At 50.0% G+C, this 19059-nt stretch carries 16 protein-coding genes and 1 tRNA gene; 10 read left to right on the forward strand and 7 right to left on the reverse strand.

All coding sequences use genetic code 11. The features are described 5' to 3' along the window. The coding region (locus ACTG33_RS10770; RefSeq protein WP_439135216.1) for a hypothetical protein at positions 1-856 on the forward strand (856 nt) is incomplete at its 5' end. Positions 857-927: 71 nt separating this feature from the next. Here the strand turns inward: ACTG33_RS10770 and ACTG33_RS10775 are convergent. From ACTG33_RS10775 to ACTG33_RS10790, 4 genes are all read right to left on the reverse strand, one after another. Beyond that, positions 928-1003 (reverse strand) — tRNA-Ala (locus tag ACTG33_RS10775). Between the two features lie 90 nt (positions 1004-1093). Then, a complete protein-coding gene (locus ACTG33_RS10780; RefSeq protein WP_439135217.1) occupies positions 1094-1936 on the reverse strand; it encodes a class I SAM-dependent methyltransferase in 843 nt (280 codons plus the stop codon). Between the two features lie 439 nt (positions 1937-2375). Next, positions 2376-3869, reverse strand: a complete 1494-nt coding sequence (gene gltX / locus ACTG33_RS10785; RefSeq protein WP_439135218.1) for a glutamate--tRNA ligase — start codon at positions 3867-3869, stop codon at positions 2376-2378. Between the two features lie 126 nt (positions 3870-3995). Further along, the gene (locus tag ACTG33_RS10790) at positions 3996-4277 is read right to left on the reverse strand and encodes an acetyltransferase (RefSeq protein ID WP_439135219.1); all 282 of its coding nucleotides are present in this window, start codon (positions 4275-4277) and stop codon (positions 3996-3998) included. Positions 4278-4589: 312 nt separating this feature from the next. On the opposite strand from ACTG33_RS10790, the gene ACTG33_RS10795 reads away from it, so the two are divergent. The 3 genes from ACTG33_RS10795 (at position 4590) to ACTG33_RS10805 (ending at position 8145) form a co-directional block, all read left to right on the forward strand. Then, positions 4590-5054 carry a Dps family protein gene (locus tag ACTG33_RS10795; protein WP_439135220.1) on the forward strand — a complete coding sequence of 155 codons (465 nt, stop codon included), beginning with the start codon at positions 4590-4592 and terminating at the stop codon, positions 5052-5054. Positions 5055-5207: 153 nt separating this feature from the next. Then, a complete protein-coding gene (locus ACTG33_RS10800; protein WP_439135221.1) occupies positions 5208-6845 on the forward strand; it encodes an acyl-CoA ligase (AMP-forming), exosortase A system-associated in 1638 nt (545 codons plus the stop codon). A gap of 31 nt (positions 6846-6876) precedes the next feature. Then, positions 6877-8145, forward strand: a complete 1269-nt coding sequence (locus ACTG33_RS10805) for a pyridoxal-dependent decarboxylase, exosortase A system-associated (RefSeq protein ID WP_439135222.1) — start codon at positions 6877-6879, stop codon at positions 8143-8145. Positions 8146-8164: 19 nt separating this feature from the next. Here the strand turns inward: ACTG33_RS10805 and ACTG33_RS10810 are convergent, their stop codons facing one another. From ACTG33_RS10810 to ACTG33_RS10820, 3 genes are read right to left on the reverse strand one after another with little or no spacing between them, the layout of a single operon-like run. Next, positions 8165-9472, reverse strand: a complete 1308-nt coding sequence (locus ACTG33_RS10810) for a glycosyltransferase (RefSeq protein WP_439135223.1) — start codon at positions 9470-9472, stop codon at positions 8165-8167. Beyond that, positions 9466-11553 (reverse strand): hydrolase 1, exosortase A system-associated, encoded by a 2088-nt coding sequence (locus ACTG33_RS10815; protein ID WP_439135224.1) that lies wholly within the window; start codon positions 11551-11553, stop codon positions 9466-9468. The genes ACTG33_RS10810 and ACTG33_RS10815 overlap by 7 nt, the downstream gene beginning before the upstream one ends. After that, entirely contained in the window at positions 11553-11807 is a 255-nt protein-coding gene (locus ACTG33_RS10820; RefSeq protein WP_439135225.1) for an acyl carrier protein, read from the reverse strand. Before ACTG33_RS10820 ends, ACTG33_RS10815 begins: the two co-directional genes overlap by 1 nt. A 237-nt stretch (positions 11808-12044) precedes the next feature. Here ACTG33_RS10820 and ACTG33_RS10825 point away from each other — a divergent pair, with 237 nt between their 5' ends. The 6 genes from ACTG33_RS10825 to ACTG33_RS10850 form a co-directional block, all read left to right on the forward strand. Further along, entirely contained in the window at positions 12045-13055 is a 1011-nt protein-coding gene (locus ACTG33_RS10825) for a sulfotransferase (protein WP_439135226.1), read from the forward strand. A gap of 244 nt (positions 13056-13299) precedes the next feature. Continuing rightward, positions 13300-15216 carry an asparagine synthetase B family protein gene (locus ACTG33_RS10830; protein ID WP_439135227.1) on the forward strand — a complete coding sequence of 639 codons (1917 nt, stop codon included), beginning with the start codon at positions 13300-13302 and terminating at the stop codon, positions 15214-15216. After that, on the forward strand, positions 15213-16460 hold the full coding sequence (locus ACTG33_RS10835; protein ID WP_439135228.1) for a DegT/DnrJ/EryC1/StrS family aminotransferase: 1248 nt from the start codon (positions 15213-15215) through the stop codon (positions 16458-16460). Before ACTG33_RS10830 ends, ACTG33_RS10835 begins: the two co-directional genes overlap by 4 nt. Next, positions 16423-17457, forward strand: a complete 1035-nt coding sequence (locus tag ACTG33_RS10840; RefSeq protein WP_439135229.1) for a GNAT family N-acetyltransferase — start codon at positions 16423-16425, stop codon at positions 17455-17457. The genes ACTG33_RS10835 and ACTG33_RS10840 overlap by 38 nt, the downstream gene beginning before the upstream one ends. A 21-nt stretch (positions 17458-17478) precedes the next feature. Beyond that, positions 17479-18783 carry a 3-deoxy-D-manno-octulosonic acid transferase gene (locus tag ACTG33_RS10845; RefSeq protein ID WP_439135230.1) on the forward strand — a complete coding sequence of 435 codons (1305 nt, stop codon included), beginning with the start codon at positions 17479-17481 and terminating at the stop codon, positions 18781-18783. Continuing rightward, on the forward strand, positions 18780-19059 hold a 280-nt coding region (locus ACTG33_RS10850; protein WP_439135231.1), incomplete at its 3' end, for a hypothetical protein. The genes ACTG33_RS10845 and ACTG33_RS10850, both read left to right, overlap by 4 nt.

The following is a 19059-nucleotide window of genomic DNA, read 5'->3' on the forward strand; positions in this document are numbered from 1 at the left end:
TATTGTTGGAGGTGAGAACGTCACCGTCAGCGGCCAGACCCACGTCGAGACCGCCACCTCGGCAGAGTCCTTTGCGCACATGTTTGAGTTTCTCACCGGTGAAGAACCCCGCACCACAGACATTCTAGCCAGCCGCCACTCTCGCATCACCATCGCCGGACGGGCCGTTCTGTTTCCCTTAAACGTGGGTGTGGATGGCTCTGTAGTGGAAGTGTATGAAATTGATGGGGCCACAGGCCAGCGTCGGAGAAATCGTCCCAAAGCCCGCTTTGATATTGATGCAACGGGAGCCTGGGGACCCTTCAGAGGTCATCGTGACCGTTTCTACGAATTCGTCATTGTCCGCCCAGGCCAAAGCCATCACGTCTACAAACAGCCCTTCTTGCGCGACGACCACTTCGTCCGCTTGCTCACCTCACCCGTCGGTGGCGGTGTCGGCGCTAACATCGATGTAGCTCAGGGACAAAGCAACGTGATCATCTCCCGTGATCGTGAATTCTGGGGAGAACAAGAGATGGGCAACGACCTGCTGGTGGTGAACGGCCAAAACGTCATCAACGCTGCCAACAGCGCATTCAGCAACCGCACCACCGCCATCTACCTGAATGACCAATACACCGACACCCAGAGCGATCTCTCACAACCCATCGCTTACCTACACTCCCTGCCCTTTATCACCGGCAACGACTTCTACATCCCCGCCAGCGACGATGCCTCCGGCCGTATTCGGCTGACATTGATCGATCGCGGAGATAGTGGTGACATGCAGGAATTCAACGTTCCCAACTGGCCATCAACGACCGATCGGATTACGTTGTTGTTTAACGATTTTTCGCAGGGGGATAGTCGGCCTTAAGGGCTAAAAACAGGAATTCATAAGCCCAAAACCAAAAAAAGCCCGCACATTGCTGTGCGGGCTTTTAAATTTGGTGGAGCCTAGCGGGATCGAACCGCTGACCTCAACACTGCCAGTGTTGCGCTCTCCCAGCTGAGCTAAGGCCCCATGTCTTGCTTTGACGCTGTTTCCAGCGGCTTTCCTTCGAAAGCGGAGCGCATTCTATCACCCCGCCCTTGAGAGTCAACTGTTTATTTATCAGTGGGTTAGGTTGATTCGTCTTTCAGCTAAGGAGGCAGCTTCACGAACTGACTGCTGCAAACCCGCTTGTCTCGGCATTTTGGCTGAATTGATCAGGCGCATGCAGCCTTTTTCACAGGTCACATCCTGCTTTTCAAGGTCGGGAAACTGATCCAGCCAGAGCTGCACCATTTTTTTCTCATCGGCACGCTGGTAGTCATCAATCAATACCTCGCCGCCTTCTGCCAGCAGAGGCAGTAATTTAGGCCCGGCGGGGTATCTGGCCAACGGGTTTACGCCTGCGAAAGGCCCGTCAATGACCATTAACTCTACATCCTCCAACTGGCTAAGAGCTGAGGCGTCATACCATTGATAGCTAACCCCGTTGATTTCTGTGGGGTTGAGCGGCGCATGGATCACTGTGGCCCAATCTGAAACGTTGTGTTTATCCAACAAAGCTTGGGTTTGATCGCAGTAATATTTATCGGATTCTAGGCTGTATACGTGACCGGTCCCTAGCTGCTGCAAGGCTTTGGCGGCAATCAGTGTAGACATACCGCTGCTGCATTCAACGACAACGTTGGGAGCCTTCCGCTTGATAGTCTCGTGCACTACACCCAGGAAGTCTGGCGAGGCAGCGAAACCACGGGTATGGGGTAAGGCGAATTCAAAATCGAGATCTTTGTATAAACCGAGCAGCGCCTCAATCTGGCGAAATGATTCACCGTTGATTTTAATGATGTGATCTTTGAGCTCATAAAGCATCGTGTGCATTCTATAGAGCTTTATCAGGCACCATGCGACTAACGCGACCAACACTAAACTCAGTGTCGCGAGCAGGGCCATTCCAATTACGTGCATATGCTTATTTCCTTATAAATTGCGATGTCCATCTAGTGTTTTCTTACTGATTAGACTTCAGTGCACAAGGAAAACCTGAATTCTTTTCATTGATGAACTCACTCATGTTTTTATTTTGTTGATGCTGGGAGCCACTTAATAAAACATTGATGACTAAGTATAGGAAGACAAATCGGTTCAACAAGCTACAAAACCAGCTCGATTTCACATCTTGTCACCAAAGAAAAGGAGCGACGTGACAGATCCAGAAAATGGAAGATTTTAAGATGATAACCAGCTGTAAACCTGAACACCTGTAGAAGTTACGACAGAGGAAAGGAACTTGGTCTGAAGGGATAGTACCCGAAAAGAATAGGGCCAGAATGGCCTCTGAAACTCGCTAAGACTGAACACCGCTCAGCATTAAGCCAAACGGTGTGCTCAACCGATGCAACAATGACTAGGCAAAACCCAGCGCGTCGTAGGCCTTTTCCAGCTTCTTCATCTGCTTTTTACCCAGTTCGCCGACGCGAACGTTAAGGGCGTGGCGCAGGCGAGCGCGGCTCATATCAGGCCCCAGCAGTACCATGGAGTCCATGACAGAGAAGGACGCCGTGGTGCCAGCAATGGCGATAAACAGCGGTGCCAGGAAGTCTTTGAGCTTGATATCCAGCTCGCCGGCGAGGGTTTTCAGAGTGTTGAAGATCTCGTCCCGATCCCAGATACGCAGGGCTTCCAGGCGCCAGAGGGCGAATTGCAGCACTTGCTTGAGCTGTTCTTCGTCCAGCTTGGATTCGTCGAAGCTGGCGGGTGTCAATGGCAGTTGACCGGAGGCCAGAAACGCCGCCAGTGGAGCGAAGTCGCTGAGGGTGTGCATGCGGGTCTGGGCATGTGGCAGCACTGCCATCAGGCTATCGCGGTTGAACATCCACTCTTGCAGGCGGTCGGCCAGCTGCTCTTGGGTCAGGTCTTCCCGAATCCACAGACTGTTGAGCCAGGAGAGCTTTTCCACATCAAAGATGGGACCGCCCAGTGACACGCGCTGAACGTCGAAATTGTCCATCATCTGTTGCAGGGAGAACTTCTCGCTCTCGTCCGGCATGGACCAGCCCATGCGGCCGAGGTAGTTGATCAACGCTTCTGGCAGGTAGCCCATCTTCTTGTAATAGAGAATGGAGGTGGGATTTTTGCGCTTGCTGAGTTTGGATTTGTCCGGGTTACGCAGCAGCGGCAAATGACACAGTTGCGGCATGTCCCATCCGAAGTATTCGTACAGCAGCTTGTGCTTGGGTGCGGAGTTGATCCACTCCTCGCCGCGCAGGACGTGGGTGATGCCCATCAGATGGTCATCCACCACATTGGCCAGGTGATAAGTCGGCATACCATCGGACTTGAGCAGGATTTGAGCGTCTACCTGACCCCAATCCAGCTCGATGGTGCCGCGCAGCATGTCGTCTACCGGGCATGGGCCCTCGCCTTCCGGCACGTTCATGCGGATCACATAAGGCATGTCGGCGGCTTTGCGCTTGGCTACTTCGTCGTCGGACAGCTTCAGCTCGCTGGGTTTGAGAGCTGCAAAACCACCGGCCTCACGGCGGGCAGCGCGCAGCTCGTCCAGCTCTTCGCCGGTACGGTAACAATGGAAAGCGTGGCCGCTTTCAACCAGCTGTTCGGCGTATTTGACGTAGATGTCTTTACGCTCGCTCTGGCGATAAGGGCCGAAGTCGCCCCCCTTGTCGGGGCCTTCGTCCCAGTCCAGTCCCAGCCAGCGCAGGCTGTCGAGGATGGCCTGCTCGGATTCCGGCGTAGAGCGGGCCTGATCGGTATCTTCGATACGCAGAATGAATTGGCCACCGTGCTGGCGGGCAAAGCAGAGGTTAAACAGGGCAATGTAAGCGGTGCCTACGTGGGGATCGCCGGTGGGCGACGGGGCGATACGGGTACGAACGGTCATCGACGTTGAATTCTCACGGCTGTTTGAAAGGATCAAAAGCCGTGATTATACGCACATCAGTCGGTGACAGATAGGCATTCTGGCGGCGCCTTACGCCTACATTTACTCCAGATTCAGTGTTCCAGATCAGGCACCGTAGTACGAGGCCGGCCCCGCCACGGCCGCGGCATTCAGAGGGTCTTTGCGGTAAGAGTGCCACTCTTCATCCCGATAATGGGGATTCATCCAGCAGCGCGGCAGGCTCTCGCCAGAGAGAAAGGCCAGTTCGGATTTGCTGAAGCTTTCCGGCTCCTGCTGCTCTTCTCCCGCCAAACGGCAGCCGCGGATGTGAGTGATGTATGGATCCCAAAGCCCCTCGGGTGACATCAGTTCAACCATCGCTTCGGAGTCTTTCAGCATCATTAGCATGGGATACCTCGCATTCGTTGTGGGTTGGGTACTATTTATACGTCAGTGGCAGTTGTGAAAAGTTCAGTGGCTCTTAAGAAAAGTATAGAAGCCTGAGTCAGCTTTGCTTGCTGTCTGTTAAATACACATCATAAAGCATCACTATAATGTTTCTATAATTCCATAGAACTTAACTATGCCTTCTATGCAGAGGATCAATTTACCTTTCAACCGAAGAACCCTTACTCTGAATCCATTGAATCACAACGCGTTTTTAAACGAGTGTTCAATAGGTTCCATCAATGACATTTCATCTGAAAAAAGGAGTGATGCATGAAGATTGATATTGGTATTAACGAACAGGACAGAATTCAGGTCGCTCAAGGTTTGAAGAACCTGCTGGCCGACTCTTACACGTTGTACCTGCAAACGCACAACTTTCACTGGAATGTCACCGGCCCTCAGTTCCGGGAACTGCACCTGATGTTCGAGGAGCACTACACCGAGCTGGCAGTAGCCGTAGATGACATCGCCGAGCGCATACGGACGCTGGGCGTGATTGCTCCCGGTACGTACAAGGCTTTCGCCAAGCTCAGCTCCATTGAAGAAGTGGAAGACATTCCCACAGCCACTGAGATGGTGAAAATTCTGACTCAGGGCCACGAGCAAGTGGTGAAAACCTGTCGTCAGGTTCTAAAGCAGGCTCAAGAAGCTGAGGATGAATCTTCTGCGGCGCTGGTGTCTGACAGAATGCGTATCCATGAGAAAACCGCCTGGATGCTGCGCGCGATCCTGTAAAGGCCGCGCTTCCTCCCGATTAAGGGCCCTTTTCAGGGCTCTTTTTCTACATCCCTCCTCTATCCTTCTCTCTCCCAGCGGTTCTTGCTTCCAAGTTCATGCGCGCCACTGTAGGATTAAGCTTACTGTTATCCCAACCACAGGAAGTGAGTGATGTCAGTCTTACTCCATCAGCTGATCCAACAGCAACAGCGTTCCAACCCCGACAGTATTGCCCTGCTACACGGTAACAATCAATGGACCTACGATGAGCTCTACCGGCTGATCGAACAGGCTGCCACAGGGTTTGTCGCCGCGGGTTTACGTCCCGGTCAGCGCATCGCGATTTATCTGCCGAAACAAATTGAAGCAGTGGTCAGCTTTTTTGCGGCCTCGGCCTGCGGTGCGGTATTTGTGCCGATGAATCCTCTGCTGAAGCCTGCGCAAATCACTCACATCATGAACGATTGTCAGGCTCAATTACTGATCACCAGCGCGGAGCGTTGGCAACAGCTAGAGGAAGCCGTCAGCGATTGTGAGAGTCTGAAAACGACCTTCCTGACCAGCCCACAGAAAGAGCCAGGCAACTCAGATACGACTATCGATGTACTTCCGTGGAGTACCCTGTTTGAGCCTGGATCGAATCCCTCTGTGCTCATGCAACAGTCATTAGTACAACAGTCACTAGCAGAACAGTCACTAGTAGAACACGGGCTGGATTCTGACCTTGCTTCCATTCTTTACACCTCCGGCAGTACCGGACAACCCAAGGGCGTGGTGCTGACCCATCGCAATATGATGGCCGGTGCAGAGAGCGTGGCCACCTATCTGAACAACACCTCGCAGGATCGCCTGCTAGCCGTTCTGCCTTTCAGCTTTGATTACGGTTTGAGTCAGATGACCACCGCGTTTCGAGTGGGTGCGTCGGTGGCGCTGATGGATTATCTATTGCCACGGGATGTGCTAAAGGCCTTGAGCCGCTACGAGATTACCGGTCTGGCTGCGGTTCCACCGCTGTGGAATCAACTGGCTGCCTTGGAGTGGCCAGAGGATGTGCGCCAAAGATTGCGCTACATCACTAACAGCGGCGGCGCCATGCCGCAATCCACCACGGAAAAACTACAAAAAGCCTTACCCAACACTGATATTTTCCTGATGTACGGTTTGACTGAGGCTTTTCGCTCTACCTATTTACCGCCCGCTCAAGTCTCGACTCGCCCCACATCGATGGGCAAAGCCATTCCCAATGCCGAAATTCTGGTGGTGCGTGACGATGGCAGTCTGTGTGACGCCAACGAGGTGGGTGAACTGGTACACCGGGGACCCTTAGTGTCTCAGGGGTATTGGAACGATCCGGCCAAAACCGCCGAACGCTTTAAACCCGCGCCTGGGCAACTTACCGAGTTGCCTCTGACGGAGATCGCGGTCTGGTCAGGCGATCAGGTGTATCGAGACGATGAAGGTTTTCTGTATTTTGTCAGCCGTAAAGACGAGATGATCAAAACGTCCGGCTACCGGGTCAGCCCCACTGAGGTAGAGGAAGTGCTGTACCAATCGCCACTGATTCGTGAAACCGCCGCCATTGGCGTCCCCCACCCGTCACTGGGCCAGGCAATTGTTCTGGTTGCCTGCAGTAAAGAGGGTGAAGAAGATAACAGGGACGCTGTGTTGCAGTACTGTCGCCAACAGCTGCCGAATTTTATGATTCCTCAGGAAGTGATTTTCAAAGCCTCACTGCCCCGCAACCCGAACGGTAAGATTGATCGCAAACAGCTCTCTCAAGAGTTTAACGATCTGTTCAACCGACTCTGAGCCCACAACCCCAGCCTACGACAACCCGATTATGACAACGAACAACATCACACCTAGCCAGAAAGCAGCCCCGCAGCATGCGGCCATGGATCAGTTTCCGGTTGTGGATAACGAATTGCAGGTTGGCGGCATTCCATTAACTAAAGTCGCTGCACGCGCGGGACAAACGCCGTTTTACGCCTATGACCGCAAGCTGATGACTGAGCGGGTCAACAGCTTGCGCCAGCAACTGCCGGACGCCATCCATTTACATTACGCCATAAAAGCCAATCCCATGCCGGCCGTGGTTCAGCATTTTGCGCAACATACCGATGGACTCGACGTGGCCTCGCTGGGGGAGTTACGGGTTGCACTGGATACCGGTATTGATCCACAAAACATCAGCTTTGCCGGGCCAGGCAAATCCAACGACGATCTGACCGCTGCCATCGCCGCTGGCGTGATCATCAATATGGAGTCCGCCGGCGAACTGGATCGTATTACCCGGATAGCCAATGAAAACGGGCATCGTCCCCGAGTCGCTATCCGCGTCAATCCGGATTTCGAACTGAAAACCTCTGGTATGAAAATGGGCGGTGGCCCCAAACCCTTTGGAGTGGATGCCGAAAAAGTCCCTGCAATGATGAAAGATGTCTTTGCCCGCGATCTGGATTTTCAGGGGTTTCATATTTTTTGCGGCTCGCAAAACCTCAAAGCCGAAACCATTATCGAAGCGCAAACCAACACTTTTGAACTCGCGCAACGGCTGGCAGATTCAGCCCCTTCTCCCATCCAGTGGCTCAACATTGGCGGGGGCCTGGGTGTGCCCTACTTCCCTGGGGAAGAGCGTCTGGAACTACCAGCCATCGCCGACAACCTCGACAAACTGTTGGTCCAATACCACAGCACCTTTGGCAACAGTGAAATTGTGATGGAGCTAGGGCGTCATTTAGTAGCCGAAGCGGGGCTCTATGTGTGTGAGGTGGTTGATCGTAAGGAGTCCCGCGGCGAAGTGTTTATCGTCACCAACGGCGGCCTGCACCATCATCTGGCGGCATCCGGTAACTTTGGGCAGGTAATTCGTAAAAACTACCCCACTTGTGTTGGCAACCGCGTGCACGCGGCATCCACCGACGATCAGGAACTGGTATCCGTGGTGGGGCCACTGTGTACCCCGCTGGATATTTTAGCCAACAAGGTGATGCTGCCTAAAATGCAGGAAGGAGATTTGTTTGTCGTCTATCAATCTGGCGCTTACGGAATGACGGCCAGCCCACAGGGCTTTTTGAGCCACCCTGCGGCAGTGGAAATTCTGTGCTGAACTGAACCGAGCAGTTTAACTAATCCTGAGAGGTTGGCTGTACGGTCACCGTATTATCAGACAAACCGGTGCCCTCTTGAAAAATCGTAGCCAGTATCTCTGAACCGTATTGCCTTGAAGATTTACGCACGGCTTCGGGACTGGCAATGGCTGCAACGCCCTGTTGCAGCTGTTCAATAAAAATCAGCAACTGCTTTTCCAACTCGTCTTTATCGTCCAGTGGTGCCAGGCTTTCTATGCCCGCAGACAGAAGTGTTTGCCCGGTATCACCCTGTCGGTCTGTCAACGCAAAAATCGGCTTTTGGGCCCGAAAGTATTCATAGAGCTTGGCGGGAATCTGATGATTGCAATTGGTCGCCTGAAAAATCAGTAGTCCGTCGGCATCCAACATTTCCTGCAGGGCTTGGCGGTATTCCACGCCCGCTTCGAGGCGAATAATGTCATCAATCTTGTGCTCTTTGAGCATGGGCGCGTACAAACTGTCATGCCCTGTAGCTCGCAGGACGATCTGTACCGACTCCGCTGACAGCTTGCCCTGTTCTTTCAACGACGCTACAGCGGCGAAGAAAGCTCTGGGATCGCGCTCAGATGGGTACAGCACTCCACTGTGGACGAGTGTCAGAGGTTTAGTCCCTGCTGCTATTAAATCGTCAACTGAATCGTCAGACTGCAGTGAGGCTTCCACCTCGGTAAAAATCGCCTCGTTGTAACCATTGGGAATCAGCGCCCAGCGATCCTCCGGCAGTTCCGGATAACGTTCCCGATACATTTTAACAGCGCCCGGTGTGGTAAAGATTGCCTTGCAACAGTTGTTGACCACCTGCCGCTCCAACCACAGGAAGACTTTTCTGCGGCGAGCTTCTCTCGGATAGCTGTCTTCCGTCATGGAATCGCGAAAGTCCGCCACCCAGGGAATACCGGTCAGCTTGTGCAAAGCCAGTGCAATCAAATGCGCTGTAGCGATGGGATACGTTGAGAAAATAACCTGAGGCTTGTACTTACGAATCATATTAAGACCCGCTACCACGGCAGAAGGACACCAACTGACCCAGCGATCAGGCAAAGCCATGGCATCCAGGTAACGGCCTTTCAATGACAGATGCCGCGCGGTATCCCAGGCCCAGGCACGCTGAACGACGGTATTCTCCGGAATGTCTTTCAACTGTCCTTCACTGATTTTTTCATAAGCGCGCGGATGGGCACTCAGCACCAACGGTTCCCAGCCCTGATCGGGCAAATCTCGAGAGAATGCCAAGGTTCGCTGCACCCCACTGCTGATTTGTACTGGTGGATAGTGATAAGCAATAAGCAAAGCCCGTTTTACCATGACTGCATCCATTCTGTGGTCCAATTTGCGACACGATCCTTCCAAACTTTACGGGAAAACGTATGATCAGAATCCGGGAGATGTTCCATTTGATATTGAGGCTGCGATATCACTCGGTTTAACGGACGCGAGCGGCGTATCGCATCTTTAAATTCTGCCGCGGTCAAATCAGCACCACTCAGAATGATCAGTACTCTGCCAGTGAAATGTTGTAATCCATGCGTTAACTGGGACACCAGATCCGCCTTATTTGCCCCACGGCTCCTGCTTTCACTGTCGCCTTTATTGGCTTCAGCTGTAGAAGATTGACCGCTGGTCGTGGAACGCTTTAAAGCTCCAAATAATGACCCTAACGAATCCCTGACATTGAAGCGACCTCGCCCAATTTTTTTCCACAACTCAGGCTGCATCAGGCGTTGCAAGTAATAGTGCCGCAAGTAGGCCTTTGCCTCACCCGCTTCACTGCGAACCCAGGGGTTCAGCAACACCAGCCCATCGATCCTTGCGTCTTTGTAAGCGTAACCGGCCGCTGCAGTAGCGCCATCACACAGCCCCCATAAGACCATGGACTGTAACTGCGGCAAGCGGTGCTCGAAGGCATCAACGGCCGCCGCGATATCTGGCTCAATATCTTCAAAGCCCTCAAATGCCCCTTCACTATCACCCATGCCACGATAATCGAATCGCAATACTGCGATACCCGCACGGGACAGGCTTCTGGCCAGCTGGACAAATTGACGATGACTGCCCACGCGATATTGCGGACCGCCGACAATCAAAATCACGCCCTGTTTTGGTTCGCCCTCGGGCAGGTGTAACACACCGTACAAATGACTGCCTTCGCAGTAAAATTGCAATGGTTCTTCGGTGACAGCTCCTACGTTTCCGTACTGAGCTTCGAGACTCTCTCCTACAATTTCTTCACCTACAACTGCTCCACCTACAACTTCCCCACCTTTAACTTGCTGACCTTTAACGTCAACTTCTTGATTTTCGATGCCCTGACTAGCAACAATCACCTCTCGATATGAGGTCAGGCGCTTTTCCACATAGGGATCTAACTCCCGCACGGGAGCCGCTGCCGATCGTTTTTCTTCATAGGGCATCATGGGCTGTTCACGGTAAGACAAAACCGATTGCTCGTCTGCTTCCTGCCCCAAGCCACCCCCGTCTTGAATATCAGTGGATACTGTATTTTCTGTCCGCAAGGTCTCACAAGTTACTCTGATCAGTTCGGGGGCATGAGCAAGCTCTTGAGTCGCCCAGAACGGCTCACCCGCTATGATTTGCGCATCGACGTCAATCTGCTTGTCTTTCCAGGCCTCAATCAATTTCTTTGACACAAAAGACAACTGGCCGCCACTCTGACTTTTGACCTCCAGCCAGACAACTGGGGCACAGGGCATTAAATGATCAAGGACTACAGCGTCTAACTGGGACACCAGAGCTGGTGACAATGGATAGCCGGCCACTTCCAGAGTTTCACCCTCGGAAAACCGCTGGCGAATGTCTTTAACCGTTTCAGTCTTGACCCGCTTTCCCTCGACAGATGCCCCACCACCCGCTTGTGCGGCCTCCACAATCGAATTAGCTGCCACCAAACCGGTGGCCATACGCAAGCGTAGAAACTGTGTTAGTGACTGCTGTGCATTAAGTGACGGCTGCCAAAGGATCAACTGAACCAATTCTGGCCAACCCGATTGCCAATTGTTTTGGACATCCAGCGCCAACAGACAGCCCAGACGAAGCCCCCACAAGGTCACAGAACCACAGCCTTGCTGCTTTAACCAATAGAGGATATGCGTAAGATTCTCTCGCCACAGATTCCAGTCAGCACTAGAAAACTCTCCGGGACTATCCCCGGTCCCCCAAAGATCGGGAACCAGAACCCCCACACCTCGCTCGGCAAAAGCACGCGCTTCATCCATTACCACCTTGCGGCTTTTGTTCATTTCTTCGGCAAAGGCCGGGCAATGGATGACCCAATGGGAAGGCCAGCCACCTTCCGTGGGCAGGTGCATAACCACAAACAGAGGGTAATCCGGTAACGGCAGGAACCCGGTATTCACTTTAAAAGGCATCAGCAGACTGTTTTCGCACTCAAAAAGTTGTGGAGATCGCCCAGCGTCAGAAAAATGTCAGCGCTTATTTCATCATCTTCAATGGCAATACCAAAATCTTCTTCGATGGCGGTGATAACCGAAACAACAGCCATAGAGTCAAATTCGGGGATGCTTCCCAGCAGAGGTGTGTGCTGGTCAAATGAATCAATTCGACTCCCCAGCTGTAATACTTCACCAACAATTTGTTTTACTTGGTCTAAACTAATTTCCATGTGTTTCCCTAAATCCTGTTTGAAATTGGTACTACAGTCCTACCCCAATCGTGAACTGGCGCAGTTTTTTCTCCTTCGACAAGGTTAGCGTCAGTCTAAAATCATGTATAGATAATTTTTTATACCAATATATGAAGTTGCCTCATCTTTTTCAGATCATTCTAGAAATACTTAGCTATAAGCAATCAATAACTTGAATCTGTAACCTCATAATAATCACAAGGACCGAGCCCAAGTATGACAAATAGTCATAATAAATTATTACTTTTATTCGGAATGCCAAGGTCTGGCACCACCTGGATAGGAAAGCTTTTTGACTCACACAAGGATACTCTTTATCTACATGAGCCCGATAGCGTTAAAAAGTCGCTTAACATCCCGCTCTTAATGTCCCATGACAACAATCAGAGTCAAGAACTTCAAGAGCAGATCGACCTTTGGCTTCAGAATGATAATGAAAAAGTCATTGCTTCCTTACCACTGTTTAAGAAGTCGTATATGAATGAGCCCCAATGGCTCACCTTTTACCTATCGTGCTACGCCTCTAAGGCCATATCCCGATCCGGACTGCCCATTCCTGTTAAGCCCATCCATCATCACAACCCTGCAAAGCTGACTGTGTGGAAATCCATTGAGTCACTGGGACGTATGTCCGAGATCAAAAAGCTGACCAGTGCACGGTCTGTCCATATTCTTCGCCATCCATGTGGGCATATCGCGTCCACCATCAATGGCGAAATGCAACATAACTTCTTTGACAGATCCCCAGTCTGGGAAGACTGGGATCTATTTGAGAAGTTGTTAGAGCAAAGCCGCGACTCACGATTTCGCCTGAAAGACATACAGCGTATGGATCAGGTAGAAGCATTAACGGTTCGCTGGGGCCTGATTAACGACTTCGCTCTGGCCAATAATCCTGGCGACGACAATCAAGTGCTTCTCTATGAGAATTTGTGCGCCAAACCGGAAGGGACTTTAAGGGAACTGATGGCGTTCGCCGGACTTGAATATACTCAGGAAAACCAGGAATACATCAATTCATCGACCACCACTAACAATAAAGCCTATTACGCCACAGACAAGCTGCCACTGGAAGCTGCCAACAAATGGCGACACACGTTATCGGAAGATGATATTGCTATTATTGAATCCGTTTCCATGATGTTTAAGTGCGGAGAGTATTATCAGGGTACCTTCCAGTCACAATCAGCTCCTATGGATTCCGACCTTCAATCGGGTGCAGCCTGATTTCAACAGGTTTACGTCCTGAATTTGAATCCTCTTTCTAAAGACTCAAAAGATACTTTATACGCCAAAGAAAGAAGACTCTTTCCGATTCTGCGTCTACACTCCTAATGTCACATTAAACAACGTATCATGTGCATCAGAAAATTCAAATGTACATCAGGCGTCGGCTATGAAATCATAACCGTCCTCAGGATGATTGATATTTCAAACAACTCACTTTGTGTATTCAGGGATGTAAACCGCAATGAACAAGAGCATCAAGACGGCTCCAGGACTCCTATCGGAGTGCTTGTATGGAGTGCTGCTCAAAAAACCTCAGTCTAAGACGCCAACACACGATGGCACTGATGATTTTTCACGCCAGTGTAGCTCTCTGAAAGACCATCTCAGCACAACACTCTCCCTGTACACTCAACGCTCTGATTCGTTTGCTCTATGCTCAACGACATCCGTCTGCTCAGATAATGACATCCATGCCGTTATCATCGGTCAACCACGATGGACTCAGCAGGAGCTGACTACCATCGCCCAAAAAAGTGGCCATAGCACCGCGCTGTCACACGCATATCAACAGATGGGGAATTCCCTCCTTACAGTACTGGAAGGCAATTTCAGCTTTGTCATCATTGACCAGAAAAAAAATACCCTACTATCTGCTGTGGATCGTATGGGCAAGTTTCCTCTTTATTTCGCCGAAACTGATCAGGAATTTATTGTTGCCAGCCATGCCGGCATGATTGCCGAAAAAGAAAACACTCTAAAGGATATAAGCAGGCAAGGAATATATAACTATATCTACTTTCACATGATTCCTGCACCGCAAACAGCTTACCCGGGCATACAAAAGCTTCAGGCGGCTCACTCCATCCTTTTCTCACATACCTCCAGTGCTCCAGAGCGATATTGGACTCCAACTTTTACCGAAACACCGGAACATAATATGTCCGGATATGCCGGCGAGCTAAAACGCGCGCTGGGCAATGCTGTTCAGCGGGCTCTACAAACTGGTTCTAAAACCGGCGCATTTTTGAGTGGGGGGCTAGACAGCTCAACCGTTGCAGGAATTCTGGCTGAACAAGGTGGTGGACCTGTTTTTTCCATCGGCTTTTCTGCGGAAGGCTATGACGAGATGGCGTACGCCCGACTTACCGCAAAACACTTTGGTCTGGAACTGAACGAATACTATGTGACACCTGAAGACGTTGTCGCGGCCCTGCCAACCATTGCTGCCAGTTACGATGAGCCGTTTGGAAATTCATCAGCTCTACCCGCTTATTTTTGTGCAAAAATGGCATCAGAGTACGGCATAGACACACTCCTGGCCGGCGATGGCGGCGATGAACTCTTTGCCGGCAATGAGCGCTATGCCAAACAATCCCTGTTTGAGCCCTATCTGAGAATTCCCGACGGGGTGCGCCACTCGGCCATCGAGCCCATGCTCTCATGCTTTCCCGACGCGACACCGATTGTTTCAAAGATGAAAAGTTATGTCCGACAGGCGAATACACCGCTGCCAGGTCGGTTACATACGTATAACTTTCTTCATCAGTTTGATCCATCGGACCTGTTTGAATCCGACTTTCTCATCGACGTAGATCCACGACAACCCGGAAAGAATCAGGAGGCTGTATTTCACGCCCCCGACGAAGCCACCCACCTCAATCGCATGCTGTATCTTGATTGGCAATACACCCTTGCCGATAATGACTTGCGGAAAGTGAGCCATATGTGCGCGCTGGCAGGCGTTAATGTGCAATACCCGATGCTGGATGATGAAGTCGTTGCTTTATCTTGTCGTATTCCCAGCCGATGGAAGCTCAAGAACTCGTTAATGAACAGCAACAGCGGACTTCGTCACTTCTACAAACAAGCTCTGACGGGTTGGCTACCTCAAGAAACTATCGACAAACGAAAACAGGGATTTGGCCTGCCATTTGGCGTTTGGATGCGCACTCACAAGCCACTGCAAGAATTGGCTTACGACTCACTGAACAACCTGAAACGACACGGTATATTTCGATCTGATTTTATTGACCGAGCCATACGTCTACATCGCGAAGGCCATGCGGCTTACTATGGCGAACTGGTCTGGGTCTTAATGGTGCTGGAACTCTGGTTGTCTCAACATCAGCAACCCTCCGCTATGGAGCGTGTTGCATGAGCCTGTCACCCGAGATTACCGGGGCTTTTCCCCCTCCGGCAATACCACTGTCCCCTGTTATTTCCAACCTGTCATTTAAGCTCAGGCCAAGCAGCTCTGTTCCGTCTTTACTAGACGTGCCTCACAAGCTGTATGTGACCAGTGGTCGCGCAGCAATTTCGCTAGCACTTGAACATGCCGGTATTGGCTCCGGTGATGATGTGCTGGTTCCTGCGTTCCATTGTGAGTCCATGATTTCCCCAGTTCACTGGCGCAAGGCGACTCCGGTTTTTTATCAGATACGACCCGACACCCAAATAGACCTGGAAGACATTAAACAACGCCATACCGATCGCTGCAAAGCCATCATCGCCACTCACTATTTTGGCTTCATGCAGGACTTTCAGCCTTTACGTCAATGGTGTGATGAGAACGGAATCGTTTTTATTGAAGATTGCGCTCACGCCTTCTTTGGCAAGAGTGGCAATCTGAGCGCGGGACAGTCCGGTGATTACGCCATTGCCAGCAGCATGAAATTCTTCCCGATCTACGATGGAGGTATTCTAACCTCATCACGACATACTCTGGAGAATATTCCACTGCGGAAACCCTCCTGGAGCGTGGATACCAAGGTTGCCCTCAATACACTGGAGCGTTCTATTTCCTATAAACGCCTGGGTGTATTTGGCTGGCTTCTGCAAAAAGGTTTATTGGCAAAGAATCTGCTTTGGCAGTATCTGAAATCCACAACCAATATTGAAACGAAGGGGCCTTCATCGTCCGAAGGAGCCTATGGCCTGGATGAACAATGGATACATGTTGCCACCACGAGAACATCCAGCAAGCTGTTAAAACATAGCGATAGTGACCGCATTGCCCACTACCGCAGACGCAACTACCAGATACTGGATGCGGCTCTTGGACAACTACCTGGCGTCAGGCCGTTGTTTTCTTCCTTACCAGAAAACTGCGTGCCTCTGGTGTACCCACTGTACATTGAACAACCAGAACGACATTTTCGACAATTAAAAGAGTTGGGAATCCCCATCTGGCGCTTTGGAGAATTTCTCGACCCGTCGGTTACGGAACAAGAGTTTCCACACAGCAAAGAATTATCCAGACATATCTTTCAGTTTCCCTGTCACCAGGAGCTGCTCAATCGAGAACTGGACTGGATGATCCAAAATATACAAGCCTCGCTTACCAACGAACCTCAGGGAGAACCCCATGGACTGGAGTCTGTACCCCATCAGCGAGTATGCTGATTGGTCCGATAAATGGGATCAGCTGAACTTCAAAGCCGGAAATAGCCAGCTACTCAGCACACAATTTATCCAGCCATTAATTGATAATTTTGCTCCTGAAGAAGCCAAATTGGCAATTTGCCAGGATGGTTCAGATATTGTGTGCATGTCAGTCATTTCACCAGAAAAATCCACTGGCTGGAGTTCATTTCAGCCCTCCCAGGCGCCCATAGGCCTTTGGATACAGCTCCCCGAAATCTCGACAGCGTCATTGATCAATACACTACTCCCCAAGCTCCCAGGATTGAAGTGGGTATTCAGCCTGACTCAGCAAGACCCCGATCTTCTTAGTCGATCAAATGACAACCATACTCTGACTTCCATGGATTATATTCAGACCGCAAGACTCGATACTCGGGGAGACTTTGACGAATATTTTAGCCAGCGCAGTAAAAACCACCGACAAAACCTTCGCCGCCAAAGAAATCGACTTGAACGTGAAGGTATAACTCCCCGTCTGGAAACAATACAAGATGCCTCGATGGTTGACGAGTGTATTACCGATTATGGCCGCCTCGAAAGCTCCGGATGGAAACAACAACTGGATACGGCAATCCACCAAGACAACCCCCAGGGAGCCTTTTATACCTCCATGCTCACAAGTTTTATGCGTGAAGGAAAAGCGACCATATATCGCTACTGGTACAACGATGACCTGGTTGCTATGGATCTGGCCATCCATAACGATGATACTATGGTGATATTGAAAACCACCTATGACGAAAGCATCAAGACGTCTTCACCCGGTGTGCTCATGCATCAAGAGATTTTTCAGTCCCTGTTTGAATCGAAAACCATTAGTTGCGTTGAGTTCTATGGAAAACTCATGGACTGGCATCAAAAGTGGACAAAAGACATTCGCACCATGTACCACTTGACCCATTACTCTTGGCAGGCAAATTTAGCGAAGAAAACGCTGAATATTACGCGACCAGTTCGAAAGCTCATTCGACTGTAACCCAGAACCCATAGAATACTTATGAAACCATCAATAATGACAAGATTTAAAGTATCTTTATTTGAGTCTTTGGAGTGGTTAAATGAGACCTGCCGGGCCCAATCTGCGCAAGATTCCAAAATACTCCATCGGGGGAAAGTCACGAAATATCACCAAGGTGGTAAACGTTATCTGTGGGTTTATGTCTCTACTATCGGCGAGTTAAATGCCATTTCCAATTTACTCGATCATTTGTTGGAGTATTATGTCGAATCACAGCTGGTACTTCTGACGGATCATCCTCACTATCTTGAAATCTATGCCAAAAGATACCCTGAAGCAGTCATAATAAATCACGGTGACACAGGCAAGAGAATCCACAAGAAAATCCAAAAATACCCGCCCTTTTTTTTCCTTATTGCCGAAATACCGCTGACCCTATTTGACGCCCCTTGCCGTCTGTCATTTAAAGTTTTGTATTACGCCAAGCTCGCAGGTGCATCCATTATTGCCGTTAACGGTTGGTTCTATAATGAAAACCCAACCTGCACAATGGACTCTATTGAAAAACAATTATTTGATAGAAACTATCTGGAAATCATCGATCTTTATCTGATTCAACAGGAGATCGACACCCAAAAACTGATAACTTTAGGTGTCAAATCAGAAAAAATACACGTCACTGGAAACCTTAAATTTGACAATTTAGCATCAAGCTCTCAACCCCCTCTAAACCGAACAGAGATCATTGCCTCCAACAGGCCTGTCATGGTCTCCGGCTGTGTAACAAATATCAGCGAGCAGGAATTAATACTGGAAACCTTCCAGAAGCTTAAAGAGAAAACCCCGGATTTACTATTAATCATGGCTCCCAGGCACCCTGAAAATTCAGATCGGATGAACATACTTGAATCGATGCTGACAGAGTCTGGCTGGAAACATTGCCTGAGAACCGAACAGACTCAACCTGTCGATCATGAAATGGACATTCTCATACTCAATACCATAGGTGAACTTAGTTCATTCTATAGCTTGGGTGACATCTGCTATGTGGGGTTAAACCATAACCTTTTGGAACCTTTATCCTTCCTAAAACCAATATTTGTTACACCTGGGTGGGATGAGCGATACCCGAGCTTCCCCGTATATTCAGCGTTGAAGGAAAAGTCGTTGATACATGAATGCAAAGCAAGCTCTTCCGAAGAACTTTCAGACACCATCAATGAAATCCTTAATATAGAAATAAAGCCTGACTTCTGTCGCTCTCAAGAAGCTCTTTCCACCTTATCCGGCTCTTTAGAAAAATCAAAATCCATCATATTCAATCTAGTGAAAACCAAACCATGATGCTTAGCAACGACAAGTTAAACATAATAGTTATCGGATATTACGGAAAGCTAAATTATGGTGACGATCTTCTTCAGCATTCGATTACTGATATGTTTAAAGATCACAACCTTCTGTTTACCTCTTGGTTTCCAGGTATAGATTTCTTAAATCTTGCAGATTTAATTGTTGTTGGAGGAGGAAGTATATGGCCAGGAAACACTGTTTTTCAACACGGCAAAGAACTCGCAAGAAGACTTAACACGCCCATCATATTTTTGGGGGTCTCTGCAAAAC

The sequence above is a fragment of the Pseudomaricurvus sp. genome (assembly GCF_965662505.1).
In the GTDB taxonomy this organism is placed as follows: domain Bacteria; phylum Pseudomonadota; class Gammaproteobacteria; order Pseudomonadales; family Cellvibrionaceae; genus Pseudomaricurvus.